The 16566-nt window shown below is 54.8% G+C and carries 12 protein-coding genes; 1 reads left to right on the forward strand and 11 read right to left on the reverse strand.

Translation table 11 applies throughout. From position 1 onward, the window contains the following. Window positions 1-208 precede the first annotated feature (208 nt). Complete coding sequence (putP, locus tag NQH49_RS11650; protein WP_256696726.1) at window positions 209-1693, reverse strand: sodium/proline symporter PutP; 1485 nt, start codon at window positions 1691-1693, stop codon at window positions 209-211. Between the two features lie 390 nt (window positions 1694-2083). Here putP and putA point away from each other — a divergent pair, with 390 nt between their 5' ends. Next, window positions 2084-6028, forward strand: coding sequence for a trifunctional transcriptional regulator/proline dehydrogenase/L-glutamate gamma-semialdehyde dehydrogenase (gene putA / locus NQH49_RS11655; RefSeq protein ID WP_256696727.1), 3945 nt, complete (start codon window positions 2084-2086; stop codon window positions 6026-6028). Window positions 6029-6067: 39 nt separating this feature from the next. Here putA and NQH49_RS11660 read toward each other — a convergent pair whose 3' ends face one another. The 10 genes from NQH49_RS11660 to uhpT form a co-directional block, all read right to left on the reverse strand. Continuing rightward, window positions 6068-7150: an acyltransferase family protein gene (locus NQH49_RS11660; RefSeq protein ID WP_256696728.1), complete on the reverse strand. Its 1083-nt coding sequence runs from the start codon at window positions 7148-7150 to the stop codon at window positions 6068-6070. A 456-nt stretch (window positions 7151-7606) separates the two neighbouring features. Beyond that, a complete protein-coding gene (locus NQH49_RS11665; RefSeq protein ID WP_256696729.1) occupies window positions 7607-8695 on the reverse strand; it encodes an acyltransferase family protein in 1089 nt (362 codons plus the stop codon). 358 nt (window positions 8696-9053) lie between these two features. Continuing rightward, on the reverse strand, window positions 9054-9806 hold the full coding sequence (gene tcyN, locus NQH49_RS11670) for an L-cystine ABC transporter ATP-binding protein TcyN (protein ID WP_256696730.1): 753 nt from the start codon (window positions 9804-9806) through the stop codon (window positions 9054-9056). Further along, window positions 9803-10471 carry a cystine ABC transporter permease gene (gene tcyL / locus NQH49_RS11675; RefSeq protein WP_008105335.1) on the reverse strand — a complete coding sequence of 223 codons (669 nt, stop codon included), beginning with the start codon at window positions 10469-10471 and terminating at the stop codon, window positions 9803-9805. The genes tcyN and tcyL overlap by 4 nt, the downstream gene beginning before the upstream one ends. Further along, complete coding sequence (tcyJ, locus tag NQH49_RS11680; protein WP_256696731.1) at window positions 10471-11271, reverse strand: cystine ABC transporter substrate-binding protein; 801 nt, start codon at window positions 11269-11271, stop codon at window positions 10471-10473. The genes tcyL and tcyJ overlap by 1 nt, the downstream gene beginning before the upstream one ends. Window positions 11272-11378: 107 nt before the next feature. Then, window positions 11379-12365 (reverse strand): D-cysteine desulfhydrase, encoded by a 987-nt coding sequence (locus NQH49_RS11685; protein ID WP_256696732.1) that lies wholly within the window; start codon window positions 12363-12365, stop codon window positions 11379-11381. Between the two features lie 131 nt (window positions 12366-12496). Beyond that, entirely contained in the window at window positions 12497-13000 is a 504-nt protein-coding gene (gene fliZ, locus NQH49_RS11690) for a flagella biosynthesis regulatory protein FliZ (RefSeq protein WP_007891377.1), read from the reverse strand. Window positions 13001-13051: 51 nt separating this feature from the next. Continuing rightward, window positions 13052-13774, reverse strand: a complete 723-nt coding sequence (locus NQH49_RS11695) for an RNA polymerase sigma factor FliA (RefSeq protein WP_007891379.1) — start codon at window positions 13772-13774, stop codon at window positions 13052-13054. Between the two features lie 143 nt (window positions 13775-13917). After that, complete coding sequence (locus NQH49_RS11700) at window positions 13918-14886, reverse strand: HNH endonuclease signature motif containing protein (RefSeq protein ID WP_256696733.1); 969 nt, start codon at window positions 14884-14886, stop codon at window positions 13918-13920. Between the two features lie 211 nt (window positions 14887-15097). Then, window positions 15098-16489, reverse strand: a complete 1392-nt coding sequence (gene uhpT, locus NQH49_RS11705; protein WP_256696734.1) for a hexose-6-phosphate:phosphate antiporter UhpT — start codon at window positions 16487-16489, stop codon at window positions 15098-15100. Between the last annotated feature and the right edge of the window lie 77 nt (window positions 16490-16566).

Here is a 16566-nt window from a genome sequence, read left to right on the forward strand (position 1 = left end):
GAATTTTAAGAAGAGTAAAGCTTGGGTAAAAAAACGTAAAGTGCGAACGATATCGATTATCATTATCGCAAGAAGAAATACAAGTCACAGCGGGAAATTAATTTTGATTTTGCGGGTTGGTGAAGGGGTTTTGTAAGGTGCGCATTGATGCGCACCTGGGTTTTTAGCGATGTCGGAATGAGGTCGCCATGAATGGCGACCCTACGGGTTATTTGCTCTGATATTCGGCTTCGGCTGCGGCAAAACGCTGCTGCGCGGCTTCAGATGGGCCACGACCCAGCAGGCTGAACACCACAATTGCGATACTGGCAAAGGCGAAGCCAGGAATGATTTCGTACAAATCGGTGTAGCCGTAGGATTTCCACAGCAACACGGTCAGCGCACCCACCACCATACCGGCCAGCGCACCATTGCGCGTCATACGCTTCCAGCACACGCCGAACAACACCACCGGACCGAATGCGGCACCGAAGCCCGCCCACGCATAGCTGACTAAGCCGAGTACGCGGTTTTCCGGATTGGCCGCCAGCGCGATAGCGATCAACGCAATCAGCAGCACCATTAAGCGCCCTACCCACACCAGCTCTTTTTGGCTGGCATTTTTGCGCAGGAAGCCTTTATACAAGTCTTCGGTCAGGGCACTGGAGCACACCAGCAGCTGACAGCTCAGCGTAGACATCACCGCCGCCAGAATCGCAGAGAGTAAGATTCCGGCAATCCACGGGTTGAACAGAATACGCGCCAGCTCAATAAACACGCGCTCGCCGTTCTGGCTTACGTTAGCCGCCTGCTCTGGATGGTTCTGGAAATAAGCGATACCAAAAAAGCCGACGGCAACCGCACCCGCCAGACACAGGATCATCCAGATCATGCCGATGCGACGCGCAGTGCGGATGGTGTGATGCGAATCGGCTGCCATAAAGCGCGCCAGAATATGCGGCTGGCCAAAGTAGCCGAGGCCCCAACCGAGCAGCGAAATCACCGCGACAAAGTTCAGCCCTTTCAGCATGTCGAGATTCTCAAGGCTTTTCGCCTCAATCACCGCCATCGATTCATCCAGGCCACCGACCGCGACAATCACAATCACCGGCGTCAGAATCAGCGCGAAAATCATCAGGCTGGCTTGCACGGTATCGGTCCAGCTCACCGCGAGGAAACCGCCCACCAGCGTATACAGAATGGTGGCTGCGGCACCGGCCCACAGCGCGGTCTGGTAATCCATGCCAAAGGTGCTTTCAAACAGACGCGCACCGGCGACCACGCCAGAAGCGCAATAGATAGTGAAGAAGATCAGAATCACCACCGCCGAGATAACGCGCAGCAGTTTGCTGTTGTCCTCGAAACGGCTGGAGAAGAAGTCTGGCAGGGTTAACGCATTGTCGTGATGCTCGGTCTGGACACGCAGACGTCCCGCAACGATGCGCCAGTTCAGCCATGCGCCAATAATCAGGCCGATGGCGATCCAGCTTTCTGAAATACCAGAAAGGAAAATCGCGCCCGGCAAGCCCATCAATAACCAGCCGCTCATATCGGACGCACCGGCAGACAACGCGGTGACCACGCTACCTAAACTGCGTCCGCCGAGAATGTAGTCGTCAAAACTTTTGGTTGAACGGTAAGCAATGAAACCGATTAACACCATCCCAAGGATATAAACGATAAAGGTCACCAACATCGGTGTACTTATACTCATCTGACTCTCCACTTATTATTTGATCCACTAAGAGAAATCTTTTAATCATCGCTGCCGGAACGGGGCAACGGCATGATTTGACCGCATCCAGAGAAAGCGATTTCTCTTAAGGCGCGGTATCCTGCCGCAAAGGTGCGGCGCGCACAATGCATTTAACACAGCTGTCACATTGGTGACACTAATGCTGCTTTTTTTCTGCTTAGAGGTTGCACTCGATCACATTAAGGTTGCACCTCGGTCGCCATGAATGGCGCCCCTACAGAAAACGCCTGGCTTCGTAGGGTCGCCATTCATGGCGACCGCCCCGCAACACTGGTTGCACAAAGTTGCAACATAGGTGATATTGCTGCCACGCAAGCGATGAATCACTTTTTCGAGGACGAGGACATCATGGGAACCACTACCATGGGGGTGAAGCTGGATGAAGCCACCCGCGATCGCATTAAACTGGCAGCACAGAAACTGGACCGCACATCACACTGGCTGATCAAGCAGGCCATTTTTAACTATCTGGAGCAGCTGGAAGCCGGTGAATCCGTGCCGGAGATCCCGCAACAGGTAATCGATGCGCTGGGTGATGAAGGCCTGCCAGAAGAGTCACTGCAGCCTTTCCTCGACTTCGCAGAACATATTTTGCCGCAGTCGGTAACGCGTTCAGCGATCACTGCCGCATGGCGTCGTCCTGAGACCGACGCCGTGCCGATGCTGCTGGAGCAAGCGCGCCTCCCTGCCCCGCTGGCAGAGAAAACTCATCAGCTGGCTTACAGCCTCGCCGACAAGTTGCGGCACCAGAAAGGTGCAACCGGCCGCGCGGGCATGGTGCAAAGCTTGCTGCAGGAGTTCTCGCTCTCCTCACAGGAAGGTGTGGCGCTAATGTGTCTGGCGGAGGCGTTGCTGCGTATTCCGGATAAGCCAACGCGTGATGCGCTGATCCGCGACAAGATCAGCAACGGCAACTGGCAGTCGCATCTCGGCCGCAGCCCATCGATGTTTGTCAACGCCGCCACCTGGGGCTTGCTGTTTACCGGCCGTCTGGTCTCCACCCACAACGAAGCTAACCTGTCACGTTCGCTTAATCGCATTATCGGCAAGAGCGGCGAACCGCTGATCCGTAAAGGCGTGGATATGGCGATGCGCCTGATGGGCGAACAGTTTGTTACCGGTGAAACCATCGCTGAAGCGCTGGCGAATGCGCGCAAACTGGAAGAGAAAGGTTTCCGTTACTCTTACGACATGCTGGGCGAAGCGGCGCTGACCGCCAGCGATGCCAAAGCCTATTTGGTGTCCTACCAGCAGGCGATTCACGCCATCGGCAAGGCGTCGAATGGTCGCGGTATTTATGAAGGTCCGGGCATCTCGATTAAACTGTCGGCGCTGCATCCGCGCTACAGCCGCGCGCAGTATGAACGCGTGATGGACGAGCTTTATCCGATTCTCAAATCCCTGACGCTGCTGGCGCGCTCGTATGACATCGGTATCAACATTGATGCGGAAGAAGCCGACCGCCTTGAGCTGTCGCTCGATCTGCTGGAAAAACTCTGCTTCGAGCCGGAGCTGGAAGGCTGGAACGGCATTGGCTTTGTGATTCAGGCGTATCAAAAGCGCTGTCCGTTTGTGATTGATTCGCTGATCGACCTGGCGCAGCGCAGCCGTCGCCGCCTGATGATCCGCCTGGTGAAAGGCGCGTATTGGGACAGCGAAATCAAGCGCGCGCAGATTGATGGCCTGGAAGGCTATCCGGTTTACACCCGCAAGGTGTACACCGACATCTCTTATCTGGCCTGCGCACGCAAACTGCTGGCGGTGCCGAACCTGATTTATCCGCAGTTTGCTACCCACAACGCGCACACGCTGGCAGCGATCTATCAGCTGGCGGGCAACAACTACTATCCGGGCCAGTACGAATTCCAGTGCCTGCACGGCATGGGCGAACCGCTGTACGAGCAGGTTGTCGGTAAAGTGGCCGATGGCAAACTGAATCGTCCGTGCCGTATTTATGCGCCGGTTGGCACCCACGAAACGCTGCTGGCGTATCTGGTGCGTCGTCTGCTGGAGAACGGTGCCAATACCTCGTTCGTTAACCGCATCGCCGATAACACCTTGCCACTGGATGAGCTGGTCGCCGATCCAGTGGCTGCCGTGGAGAAGATGGGCGTCGCGGAAGGTGCGGTGGGTTTACCGCATCCGAAAATCCCGCTGCCGCGCGATCTGTATGGTGCCAAGCGCGCCAACTCTGCTGGTCTGGATATGGCCAACGAACATCGTCTGGCGTCACTCTCCAGCGCCCTGCTTAACAGCGCCAGCCAGCCGTGGATTGCTCAGCCGCTGGTGGAAGGTGAATTAGGTGAAGGCGTCAGCCGTCCAGTGCTCAACCCTGCCGCGCCAGCGGATGTGGTGGGCAGCGTGCGTGAAGCCACCGAAGCCGAAGTGTCAGATGCGCTGGATGCGGCGGTGAATGCCGGTCCAATCTGGTTCGCCACGCCGCCGCAGGAACGCGCCGCGATTCTCGAGCGTGCTGCCGAAGCGATGGAAGGCCAGATGCAGCAGCTGATTGGCTTGCTGGTGCGTGAGGCCGGTAAAACCTACAACAACGCCATTGCCGAAGTGCGTGAAGCGGTCGATTTCCTTTACTACTACGCGGGCATGGTACGCGACGATTTCGATAACGAAACCCATCGCCCGCTGGGTCCGGTGGTGTGCATTAGCCCGTGGAACTTCCCGCTGGCAATCTTTGCCGGACAAGTTGCCGCTGCGCTGGCAGCCGGTAACAGCGTACTGGCGAAACCGGCGGAGCAAACTCCGCTAATCGCTGCGCAAGCGGTGCAAATTCTGCTGGATGCTGGCGTACCGAAAGGTGTGCTGCAACTGTTGCCGGGCCAGGGCGAAACCGTGGGCGCGCAACTGACTGGCGACGAACGCGTGCGCGGTGTGATGTTTACCGGTTCAACGGCGGTAGCAACGCTGCTGCAGCGCAATCTGGCCGGTCGTCTTGATCCTCAGGGTCGTCCAACGCCGCTGATCGCCGAAACCGGCGGCATGAACGCGATGATCGTGGATTCCTCGGCGCTCACCGAACAGGTGGTTGTCGATATCGTTGCCTCAGCGTTTGATAGTGCCGGTCAACGCTGCTCGGCGCTGCGTCTGCTGTGCATCCAGGATGATGTGGCCGATCACACCTTGAAAATGCTGCGTGGCGCGATGGCGGAGTGCCGCATGGGCAACCCGGAACGTCTCTCGACTGACATAGGCCCAGTGATTGATGCCGAAGCCAAAGCCAATATCGAGCGTCATATTCAGGCGCTGCGTAATAAGGGCTTCAAGGTGTATCAGGCGGCGCAGGAGAATCCGCAGGACACCAAAGAGTGGAACAGCGGCACCTTCATTAAGCCAACGCTGATTGAGCTGGATCAGGTCAGCGATCTCGATAAAGAGGTGTTTGGTCCGGTGCTACACGTAGTGCGTTTCTCGCGTAACAACTTGCCGCAGCTGGTTGAGCAGATTAACGCGTCGGGTTATGGCCTGACGCTCGGCGTGCACACGCGTATCGATGAAACTATCGCGCAGGTTACGGCGACCGCTAAAGTCGGCAACCTTTACGTGAACCGCAATATGGTGGGTGCGGTGGTTGGCGTGCAGCCGTTCGGCGGCGAAGGTTTGTCGGGTACCGGTCCGAAAGCCGGTGGCCCGCTCTATCTTTATCGCCTGCTGGCCAATCGTCCCGATGGCGCGCTGCGTATTACCTTTGATCGTCAGGATGCCGAGCGTCCGGTTGACAGTACGGTGCGTGCCGAGTTGATGCGTGCGCATCAGGCCTTGCAGCAATGGGCGCAGGATAAGCCCGAGCTGCTGGCGCTGTGTCAACGTTACGACGAACTGGCTCAGGCCGGTACGGTGCGTCTGTTGCCGGGCCCAACCGGCGAGCGCAACACCTTCACCCTGCTGCCGCGTGAACATGTGTTGTGCATTGCCGATAACGCGGAAGATGCGCTGACGCAGTTGGCGGCGGTAACCAGCGTCGGCAGCCAGGCCCTCTGGCAGGATGATGAGTTGCATCGTGCGCTGCGTAAGTCTTTACCGGCGGAAGTGCAAGCGCACGTCAAGCTGGTGAAGGATGCACTGGCGGCGGAATTTGATGCGGTGATTTATCACGGTGATGCCGATCAGCTGCGGAGTGTGTGTGAGCAGGTGGCGGCACGCGATGGCGCGATTGTTTCGGTGCAGGGCTTTGCGCGCGGCGAAACCAATCTGCTGCTGGAACGTTTGCTGATTGAGCGTTCACTGAGCGTCAATACCGCCGCAGCGGGCGGTAATGCGAGTTTGATGACCATCGGTTAACAGTAACAACGTAGGGTCGCCATTCATGGCGACCTTTTTTCACGCCGCAGACTTACCCCGCTTCAACCCAATCAACGTTGGAAACACAAACAGCGACTGCCCCAATCCACGATTGGTCACTTGCCACACCGCAACCGAACACAGCGAACAGATCCCGACGATCGCCAGCGGATAGAAGCAGGCCCACAGTATCGAGAACCACGCTTGCTCAAACAGGTGATGACGCTGGGCGAACAGAATCGCTGACATACCGAAGAACTCAATGAAGATGCGGTGTATCACGTAGATTTGCAGCGTGTTACGCCCAACCCAGTTCAGATAACTCATCTTGAAGTGTGCATTGAGCCAGCGACACGCCGCCACGCTGAACAGCACCGCAAGGATGCACAGGAACAAACTCTTATCCAACCCAAAGATGACGTGCAGGCCAGATACCGCGGCCAGGATCGCCCAGGGCACAATGTTGTCGCGACGCCATTCACTGAGACGCAGCATCATTGGGCTCCAGAACGCCCCCAGCAGGAAGAACAGGAAATACTGCGCCACGCTCTGTGGTCCCCAATAGGGAATGATCTTCTCCACCGCCAGATAGTTCAGCGTAATTGCCACCACCAGCAACGCCACTTTCTGCTGTTTAAAGATCTTGGCGCACAGGAAATAGAGCGCTAAGCCGTAGAGATACCACGAGGTGCTCATGGCGAGGAACGTGAGCTTTAAGAACTCCAGCAGCGAACCGGCATACGCCGCATTGAGGTTCTGCGAAATACGCTGTCCGGTGATCTCGGTTGAGATGCCAACAATCGACCACCATTGAATAAAGCCCCACAGAATATAGAGATAAAACAGGTTGGTGATGCGGCTGGTAAACACCTGTTTCCACGGCCGATTTAAAATACCGTTGGTAGCTAATAAACCCGAAACAAAGAAAAACGCTGGCATACGCAGCGGCGACAATACGGTATTAAACTGCACCCATATTTCTGCAGGGATCCAACCCGCCGTCAATAATTTAACCGTACCTTCGAATCCAGGTAATACGGTGTGATACAACACCACCAGTAATATGCAGGCTCCCTTGAGGGTATTTATCCATGCGATATCTTCTTTCCTGGCGTTATTCATATGATGACTCCCGCTGCTGTTGCTGTGTAGGTCTTAAAGGAGAAGGTTGAGGAAATAAGCGTTGAAGCATTTATGATTATTCAACGATTATTAAACAGCGGGCGAAGGCATGATGTAGCGAAAGTCCTAAATGTTTTTTTGTGGTCCTGATATAACAATACTTTACACATCCAGACAAAAATAGAACCCTGAGCAGGCTAAGGAAATTTGCCTTAATTAGAGTCACTAAAAGGTTATTAAGTAAAATAAGTGTGAGCGGTGTCGCGCAGGGAAATTAAGAACAATCCACCCTTTCTTATGCCAGATTAAATTCAAATCCTAAATAAAGAATTACTTAATGTGGTAAATGGATAAGCGTGAATATTAGCGTTGTGGTAACGCGGAAGTTGTAGGGTCGCCATTAATGGCGACCGAATAACAAACAAAATCAGGACCAAAAAAACTGGCCCGATTAAATTATTGCTGCGGCGCGCTTTTGCTTTCGAGCGCAGATTTACGCAACAGGCGCGGATAGAGAAATAGCATGCGGCCCGGCCCCCGGTTGAGCAGCGTCCACACCAGCAAAGAAATACTGGTACACAACGCAACGCCGGTAATTGGCATCAACAGCGCCCATACCCAGCTAAAGGCGGTATTGTCAAACCAGCCATAATGCACCGCCAGCACGATCGCACTCAACCCCAGCAGCTCAATAAAGATGCGGTGCAGTACGTAAATTTGTAGCGTGTTGCGGCCAATCCAGTTGAGCCACGCCATATTGAATCGTTCATTGAGGAAGCGGCACAGCACAATACCAAACACGATGGTCAGCAGGCTGTAGAACGGATTTTTGTAGATGCCACCGACATGATGCAGCAGACCGATCAGCGCAATGCCGCCCAGCATCAACCAGTGCTGACGCTTCAGCTCACTCAACTCAATCAACGCCTGGCTGAAGAACACGCCGAGCAGGAAGTAGAGATAGTTCTGCGCCACGCTGGCAGGTCCCCAGCCGGGAATCAGGCTGAATTGTGCCGCGTAGGTGGCGACAATCGCCAGCGCCATTAAGGCCAGCTTCTGTTTGTGGAACAGCTTGGTGAACAGGAAGAATCCGGCCAGCGCGTAGAGATACCACAGGCTGGTCATTGAGGTCATCAGCAGCTTCACGAACTCAAACGGCGTGTCGGCATAGGCGGCGTTTTTGGTACTAGAGAGCCGTTCACCCAGATGCGTGGAGATGTAGTGAATACTTAACCACTGAATCACGCCCCACAGCAGGTAGAGGTAGACGATGTTGCTGAACTTCTTGGTAAACACCTCTTTCCAGCTTTTTTTGGTGATGGAACTGGCGGCCAGCAAACCGGAGACAAAGAAGAAGGCCGGCATGCGCAGCGGTGACAGATAGGTGTTAAATGCCACCCACCAGTGTGCGGGCAGCAGTCCAGCGGTGAGATGATGCAGCGAAGGCGCGAACGTGGTGATGATGGAGTGATGTAACACCACCATCAAAATACAGCCCCCTTTGAGCGTGTTGATCCAGAGGACCTCTTTCCTGGCAGTCGTCATTGCTATGTCCTAATTGCGCCATGAATTTGTAAAGAATTATTTATATTTACAAAGATGTCTCAATCAGGACTTTCCTAATAAGGAAAATCTCGGAAGCACTAAGGCGAGAGGAAGTTAATTTATCATTAAATTCAATGCGTTATATTTAATTCTGAAATTAACTTTAGGATAAAACCGAGAGATAAAGACCAGCAGATAATGAGTAAAAACCGGTTATTTCTTTAATGTACGTCTTGCAATTGAGTAGAAATATCGATGAGCGGTTAAGCGGTGCGCATGAATGCGCACCCTACGATGTAGCGTGCAGGATGCGCATGGTCTTCGTAGGGTCGCCATTTATGGTGACCTGCCGTTTAAATCACTGGTTCAAAAACTTGTCGAGAAATTGCCGGGTACGCGCCTGCTGCGGATTAGTGAATAGCTCTTTTGCCGCGCCCTGCTCCACGATGCGTCCCTGATCCATAAAGATGGCGCGATCCGCGACGTCACGCGCAAAGCTCATCTCATGGGTGACGATCACCATGGTGCGTTTCTCCTGCGCCAGCGCGCGAATGGTGTTGAGCACCTCGCCCACCAGCTCAGGATCAAGCGCCGACGTCGGCTCATCGAACAGAATCACTTCCGGACGCATCGCCAGCGCGCGGGCAATCGCCACACGCTGCTGCTGTCCGCCAGAAAGACGACGCGGAAAACTCTCTTCCTTGCCGTGCAATCCCACTTTCTCCAGCAAACTGCGCGCCCGCGCGATGGCTTCCGCCTTCGGTTCACCTTTGACGATCACCGGCCCTTCAATGATGTTCTCCAGCACCGAGCGGTGCGGGAACAGATTGAAGTTCTGGAATACAAAGCCAACCTGCTGACGCAACTGGCGCACCAGCTGCTTCTGCTTATTGAGGCCGAGCGCCGCATCAATGGCAATATCACCGACTTTAATACGTCCGCTTTCCGGTACTTCCAGCAAATTGATACTGCGCAGCAGCGTGGTTTTACCGGAGCCGCTTGGCCCGATAATGGCCACCACTTCGCCAGGTGCCACGTCGAGATCGATGCCGTGCAGCACCGTCTGGCCGTGAAACTGTTTCACCAGCTGACGGACTTCAATTGCACTCATTTGCCCTCCCGATCCTGTCGATTCACATGCGCTTCCAGGCGATTTTGCAACGCCGATAGCACGGTCGCCATCACCCAGTAAATCAGCGAGGCCGCCAGATACATAGTGAACACCTCCAGCGTCCGTGAGGTGATCAGCTGCGCCTGACGAAACAGCTCCGGCACCTGAATTGTGGCGGCCAGCGAGGTATCTTTCACCAGGCTGATAAAGCTGTTGCCCAGCGGCGGCAGCGCGGTGCGCGCGGCCTGTGGCAGGATCACGCGACGTAGCGTTTGCCACGGCGTCATGCCGATGCTGGCAGCGGCTTCCCACTGCCCGCGTTCAATCGAGGCAATCGCGCCGCGCAGTGATTCAGAAGCGTAAGCGGCGGTATTCAGCGACAGACCAATCATCGCCGACGGAATCGGATCCAGCTCGATACCAAACTGCGGCAGACCGTAATAGATCATAAACAGTTGGGCGATGAGCGGCGTGCCACGGAAAATCGACACGTAGATGCGCGCCAGCCAGTTGATTGGCCAGAAGTGCGACAGACGCATTAGCGCCAGCACGAAGCCAAGTATCAGGCCGAAGAACATCCCGCCGATACTCAGCTGCAGCGTGAACAGCGCGCCTTTCAGTAAAAATGGTGCTGAATCCAGCACCAGTTGTAAGCTTTCCTGCATTATTTAGTGACGTCCGCGCCGAACCATTTCTCAGACAGTTTGCTCAGCGAGCCATCTTTCTGCATGTCCGCGATGGCGGAGTCGATGGCTTTCAGCAGATCGTCGTTGCCTTTACGCAGCGCCACGCCTGATTCCAGACGGGAGAAGGCCGGACCAGCCACCGCCATGGTGTCGCCGGTTTTCTTCACCAGATCCAGCGCCGCTAAGCGGTCCACCAGAATGGCATCTAAACGGCCTGAACGCAGGTCCTGATACTTGGTTGGGTCATCATCATAGGTACGCACATCGGCTTTCGGCACGTTATCCTTCAACCACTGCTCGTAGTTGGAACCGAGACCGACGCCGACTTTCTTGCCGGCCAGATCGTCTGGCTTAGTGACGGTGGCCGCGTTTTTCTTCAGCGTCAGCGCCTGCACGCCAGAGATGGTGTACGGCGTGGAGAAGTCATACTTCTTCTTACGCTCTGGCGAAATAGTGACCTGATTAATCACCACGTCGATACGTTTGGAATCCAGCGAGGCCAGCATGCCGTCCCATTTGGTCGGACGCAGATCGGCTTTCACGCCAAGGTGTTGAGCCAGCGCCTGCGCGAACTCCACTTCGAAGCCGGTCAGCTGGCCTTTTTCATCCTGAAAACTGAACGGCGGATAAGTGCCTTCCAGACCGACGCGCAGCTCGCCTTTACTCTTTACTTTTGCCAGCAAATCTTCTGCGGCGAAGGATTTAACGTTAACGCCCGCAACCAGCGCGACCGCCATCATGCCCATCACCATTTGGCGACGAATAGGAGAGAAAATCATGTTTACCCCATTTATTGTGATGTGTTGTTGTGTGCTTTGTAGGGTCGCCATGCATGGCGACCTCTTCTGAATAACCGCCGGATTATAAACCGTTTTTACGTTCTGTCTCAGATCGAAGGGTGATAAGCAAATAACGCCGGCGATCCACCGGTATGCACGAACAGCAGCGGACCTTCACGACGGAAGCGATTTTGCGCAATGCCATCAATTAATCCCGCCATCGCTTTGCCGGTGTACACCGGATCGAGCATGATGCCTTCCAGGCGCGCCAGCAGTTTCACCGCCGCCATGCCCTCTTCGTTGGGTTCGCCGTAACGCGGCGCGAAGTAATCATCCCACAAGGTGATCGGTGCTTTGGCCTGCACTTCCAGCTGCTCGACTAACGCGCTACGAATGCGTTCCACCACCGGCAACTGCGCCTCAACTTTACGCGATACGGTGACGCCAACCAGCTCGGTTTCTGGCAGCAATTGCTCCAGACCAATCGCCAAACCCGCGTGCGTGCCGGCGCTGCCGGAAGCAACCACCACTGCGGCAAAATCCACCACGCCTTCGCTTTGATGCGCAATCTCCTGCGCGCACTCAACGTAGCCGAGCGCACCGAGCGCATTAGAACCGCCGACCGGTACAATATACGGTCGGAATCCCTGTGCTTCGAGGTGTTCGGCCTGCGCGGCCAGCTGTTCAGTGGGATTGTGCAGCGCATCGACCATGACGATTTCCACATCCATCAAATCGAGCAGCAAGCGGTTGCCGTTGCTGAGATAGTTTTCTGCTGTGGTGCCAATCGGGTTTTCCAGCAGCGCCACGCACTTCAGGCCGAGCTTCGCCGCCACGGCGGCGGTTTGGCGCACGTGGTTAGATTGAATCGCACCCGCCGTCAGCAGCACATCCGCGCCTTCACGCAGCGCATCCGCAGCCAGGAATTCGAGTTTACGCAGTTTGTTACCGCCGAGAGCGACCGGCGTGAAGTCATCGCGCTTAATAAAGATATCGCGACCCAGATAGTCAGAAAGCCGTGGCAAATGCTCAAGCGGCGTAGGTGCACCGAGTAATTCAAGACGTGGGAACTGGTGCAGAAGATGTAAGGACAATGCAGCCTCCATTCGGGCAATGTGCAGTTATCCATACAGTGTTGCAGAAGATGAGAAAAGTCGCACCCGGAATTCACCGCGTGCTGCCCTTGTTGCTGTCATGCTCGACAACAACAAGGGTGGATTCACCATCAGCCCTGCTGCCAGCCTAAAAACTGGTCATATTTGCGCAGTGCGATGCGGTAATTGTTATTGCCCGCATCAGGCAGATCGTTCTCCAGACACTCATGCCAGCTATTGCCCCGTAAACGATCGGCCGGGAAATTTTTCGCCTTCAGCATGTCATCAAGCCGACGCAAACGTACTACATACTCACGTATGGTACTGTGGCTCATCTCCGTCTGCTCAAACAGGTATTGCTTAAACGCCATAATGTCGAAGTAATTCGGATGGGTATTACAGAAAATATCGCTGCAGAAACGACACAAGGCGGTCAATTCTGGCTGGAGTTTCATCCACACCTGATCGTCAATCATTTGGTCCATGCGTGCGATGGCCTCTTTATTGATGATCTGGCCGCGAAAGACTAACGCCATACGATCTAAAACTTTGCCACAGTGTGAACAATTGCTTTGGCTGTGCTTATAGTCTTTAAGATAGCGACTTAACGGTCTGGCTTTAACTTTGGCTCCCATTGCTGAGTCCCCGGTTTTATTGTTTTTTTCGATCGCCAGGAACTGAGTCTGTTAGCGCGCCCCCGATAATCGGGCACGCAGGCGTTTGATCGCCTGACTGTGCAGTTGGCTGACGCGGGATTCCCCCACTTCCAGCACCGCGCCAATCTCCTTCAGGTTCAGTTCTTCCTGGTAGTACAGTGTGAGCACGAGTTTTTCACGTTCAGGCAACGCCTCAATCGCTTCAATTACGCGGTCACGTAGGTTTCCTTCCAACAACTGATGAAGCGGGTTGGCTTCCTCATGCCCCTCCGTCACCAGCTCCGCACTGTCGCCGTGTTCTTCCCGATACTCGTCGTAGGAGAAGAGTTGGCTGTTGTTGGTATCGAGCAGAATCTGCCGATACTCCTCCAGCGAAACATTCAGTCGCTCAGCCACTTCCTGCTCAGTAGCCGAGCGCCCCAACGCTTGTTCTACCTGATGCATGGCACCTGCTACTTCGCGCGCATTTCTGCGAACGCTGCGTGGTGCCCAGTCGCGACTGCGCAGTTCATCCAGCATTGCTCCCCGGATACGCTGCACGGCGTAGGTGGTAAAGGCGGTGCCCTGTAGCGCATCGTAGCGCTCCACGGCATTCAATAAGCCAATGCCACCGGCCTGCAGCAGATCGTCAAGCTCAACGCTGGCTGGCAAACGTACCTGCAGGCGTAGCGCTTCATGCCGCACCAGAGGAACGTAGCGCTGCCAGAGCGAATGTTTATCCATCACGCCATCGGCGGTATAGAGATCGTTCACGTTGACTACCCTGCGTTAGTAAAGTTATCGGCATGATTATCCAATTCTGTAGGGGTTTTGATTGGCAGAATAGGCGGGCAAAAGCGAGGTTATTTCAAATTTGTTATGGATGGCGGTGGATCGCACCGCCATCCGCGCGGGCGTTAGCGCAAATTACGCAGTCTTTCCCGCGTGCCAGGCGGCACCGCATCCCATAATGCGCAAACTTTGCCCTCAAGTGCCTGATAAAAAGGGGTAATCAACGCTTCAGTTTCCAGCGCAGGATTAAACAGCACCTGACCCGTTTCCGCGTTGATGCTTATCATTTTGTTGATAAACAGCCGCTGCAGGTCGCTGCGCAGGAATAAGCCGTTATCGGCGCTGTTATCCGCCAGAAAGCCCTCTTCATTCTCTTGCGTGTCGATGTAGCAGGCTTCCACCCACGGCCAGCTGTGACGTTCGGTCAGCTGCGTGCCGGTGATAATGCAGGCGCCGTAGCGCGCTTTCACCGCCGAGGTGAACTCCGCCTGGCTGCTTCGTTGCAGCACTTTGGCCTTCACGCGGCGTCCGACTTCGGTGCCGGGCATCACGCCGCTCGGTACTTTGTATTGCGGCGTGCTCAGCACCACCAGAAACTGGATTTTGCGTGACAGCGGGAAGCACGGATGTGCCTGCGCATCGAACAGTTGCCAATACTCCTCCTCTTCGGTCTGGCGCATCAGCACCAGTTTAAAGCCCCGGCTATTGAGCAGATTCTGTGCCGCTGCCGAATTGGGATCGAGCATGGCAAACACCTGGGTTTCTCCGACCACTTTCCAGCGCCCCTCTTTACGCGCTTCATCGTCGCGACGAAAGTAGAGAAACGCCTGCTGGTTTTTCAGGTAGTGCTCAAAGCGGCGCAAATAGTTTTTGCGCTCGTTGTCGTCCGAGACAAACAGCAAATCTTCAATCGGGCTGTTGAGCTCCTCCTGCGCGAACAGCGCGCGGATCACCAAATTGCGAAAACTGGTCGACGGGCTCAGCAACCCGCGTGCGGTGAGTTCCTTTTCATCAGGATGCTGCTGCGTGTAGCGCAGGGCAATCTCTTCGAAGGTCAGTAGCTCACCCGGTAACAAGTCATAATTGAAGCGCATAGACACCCCAGAAACGGAAAAATGTGGTTCAAAAATTGGAATGGTTCTGAGGGGAGTTATCGGCAATTTGGGGGCGGACTGTAACAAGACGGTTACTTTTCTGAGGAAGTAGTGCAGCAGCTAAAATCGTCCATTCCCCTGCGTATGAATTTGTTTTAGGTCAGCAGGATTTATCGCCCGAAAAAGCCCCGGTGAAAACCGGGGCTAGACATCATGCTGCTTTCAACCGTTGCAGACGCTTTTCACGGCGAATCTTACGCTCTTCAAATACCGCCACCATCGCCATTAAGGCTATACAGCCAATCGCGGCGGCATCCAGCGCCGCAAAGGTCCCGGCCCAACCGGTTAAGCCAAAGATTGGCGTGCCATCGGCGATCATTCCCAAGCCTAACTTGGCGAAGCTGTCACCAATCAGGTAAGCAAAGGTGCCTTTGATACCATCGGCGGCACCAATAGCTTTTTTCGGCACAAAGCCGACGGCGGCAACGCCAATTAACAGTTGCGGACCAAACACCAGGAAGCCCAGAGCAAACAGCGACGCCAGATAAACATACTGATTGCTGGCATGTTGATAGATGCCGAGCGTGGCGATAATCAGCGCCAGCGCCACACATGCCACCAACGCACGACGACCATTCGCCAGATCCGACAACCAGCCCCACAGCAGCGTGCCGACTAACGCACCGACTTCAAATAGCGTGAAGCCCTGAATCGCCACCTCTTTTGAGAGTTTTAACTCCTGAAACGCATACACCGTCGACCACTGATCGATACCAATACGCACCACATACAGGAAAATGTTGGCGAAACACAGCAGCCAAATCACTTTGTTTTTCAGCACGTACTCGACAAAGATCTGCCATTTGGTCATCGCCTGATCTTCAGTTTCCTTGTCCTCTTCGCTGATCTCTTCACCAAACAGCTCTTCGGCTTTGCCGAGACCGTAGGATTCGGGTGAATCGCTGCCGTAACGCAGACCGATAAAACCGACCACCAGCGCAATCAGTGACGGGAACACAAACATGCCGACCACATGACCATCAAACAGGTAGTTGGCACCAAACAGCGCCACACCGGCTGCACCTGCGCCGCCGAGGTTGTGCGAAATATTCCACATCCCCAGATAGCTGCCGCGTTTCCGGCGCGGCGTCCATTTGGTGATGGTGGAATAACTACAGGAGCCGCCGGTACTTTGGAAGAAGCCACTCAGTGCATAAAACGTGATCATCAGGAACAAACTCACCGAGCCCGCGCCCATGCTGGCGCTGAAGCCCAGCATGCAGATGGCTGAGAGGATCAGCATAAACGGCAGGAACTGCTTGGTATTTTTCCCATCGGCGTAATAGGAGACCAGCGTTTTACCGACGCCGTAAGTGATGGAGAAGCCGAGCCCAATCATCCCCAGCTGGGTCATGCTGAGTCCGTAGGTGGTGATCATGTCGTTCTGCGCAATGTTGAAGTTTTTGCGGATCAGGTACATGGTCAGGTAGCCGATAAAGACCACCAGATAGGACTGCATAAAGGGTTTGAACCACATCTTGCGCCGCTCTTCGAGCGACAGATTCAGGGTCGGCTTGCGCACCTGATTTAAGAAAGCCAGCATGGAGTGCTCCTGATTAATGACCTGCGTGATGGCAGGCATTGTAAAAATCAGCAGCGGTTTCGGCCTGAGACAACTGC

This window comes from Pantoea trifolii, from assembly GCF_024506435.1.
GTDB classification, from domain to species: domain Bacteria; phylum Pseudomonadota; class Gammaproteobacteria; order Enterobacterales; family Enterobacteriaceae; genus Pantoea; species Pantoea trifolii.

Coding starts and splice junctions, on each gene's coding strand:
- putP (WP_256696726.1), bottom strand. CDS start 1,693: ATGAGTATAAGTACACCGATGTTGGTGACCTTTATCGTTTATATCCTT.
- putA (WP_256696727.1), top strand. CDS start 2,084: ATGGGAACCACTACCATGGGGGTGAAGCTGGATGAAGCCACCCGCGAT.
- NQH49_RS11660 (WP_256696728.1), bottom strand. CDS start 7,150: ATGAATAACGCCAGGAAAGAAGATATCGCATGGATAAATACCCTCAAG.
- NQH49_RS11665 (WP_256696729.1), bottom strand. CDS start 8,695: ATGACGACTGCCAGGAAAGAGGTCCTCTGGATCAACACGCTCAAAGGG.
- tcyN (WP_256696730.1), bottom strand. CDS start 9,806: ATGAGTGCAATTGAAGTCCGTCAGCTGGTGAAACAGTTTCACGGCCAG.
- tcyL (WP_008105335.1), bottom strand. CDS start 10,471: ATGCAGGAAAGCTTACAACTGGTGCTGGATTCAGCACCATTTTTACTG.
- tcyJ (WP_256696731.1), bottom strand. CDS start 11,271: ATGATTTTCTCTCCTATTCGTCGCCAAATGGTGATGGGCATGATGGCG.
- fliZ (WP_007891377.1), bottom strand. CDS start 13,000: ATGGGAGCCAAAGTTAAAGCCAGACCGTTAAGTCGCTATCTTAAAGAC.
- NQH49_RS11700 (WP_256696733.1), bottom strand. CDS start 14,886: ATGCGCTTCAATTATGACTTGTTACCGGGTGAGCTACTGACCTTCGAA.
- uhpT (WP_256696734.1), bottom strand. CDS start 16,489: ATGCTGGCTTTCTTAAATCAGGTGCGCAAGCCGACCCTGAATCTGTCG.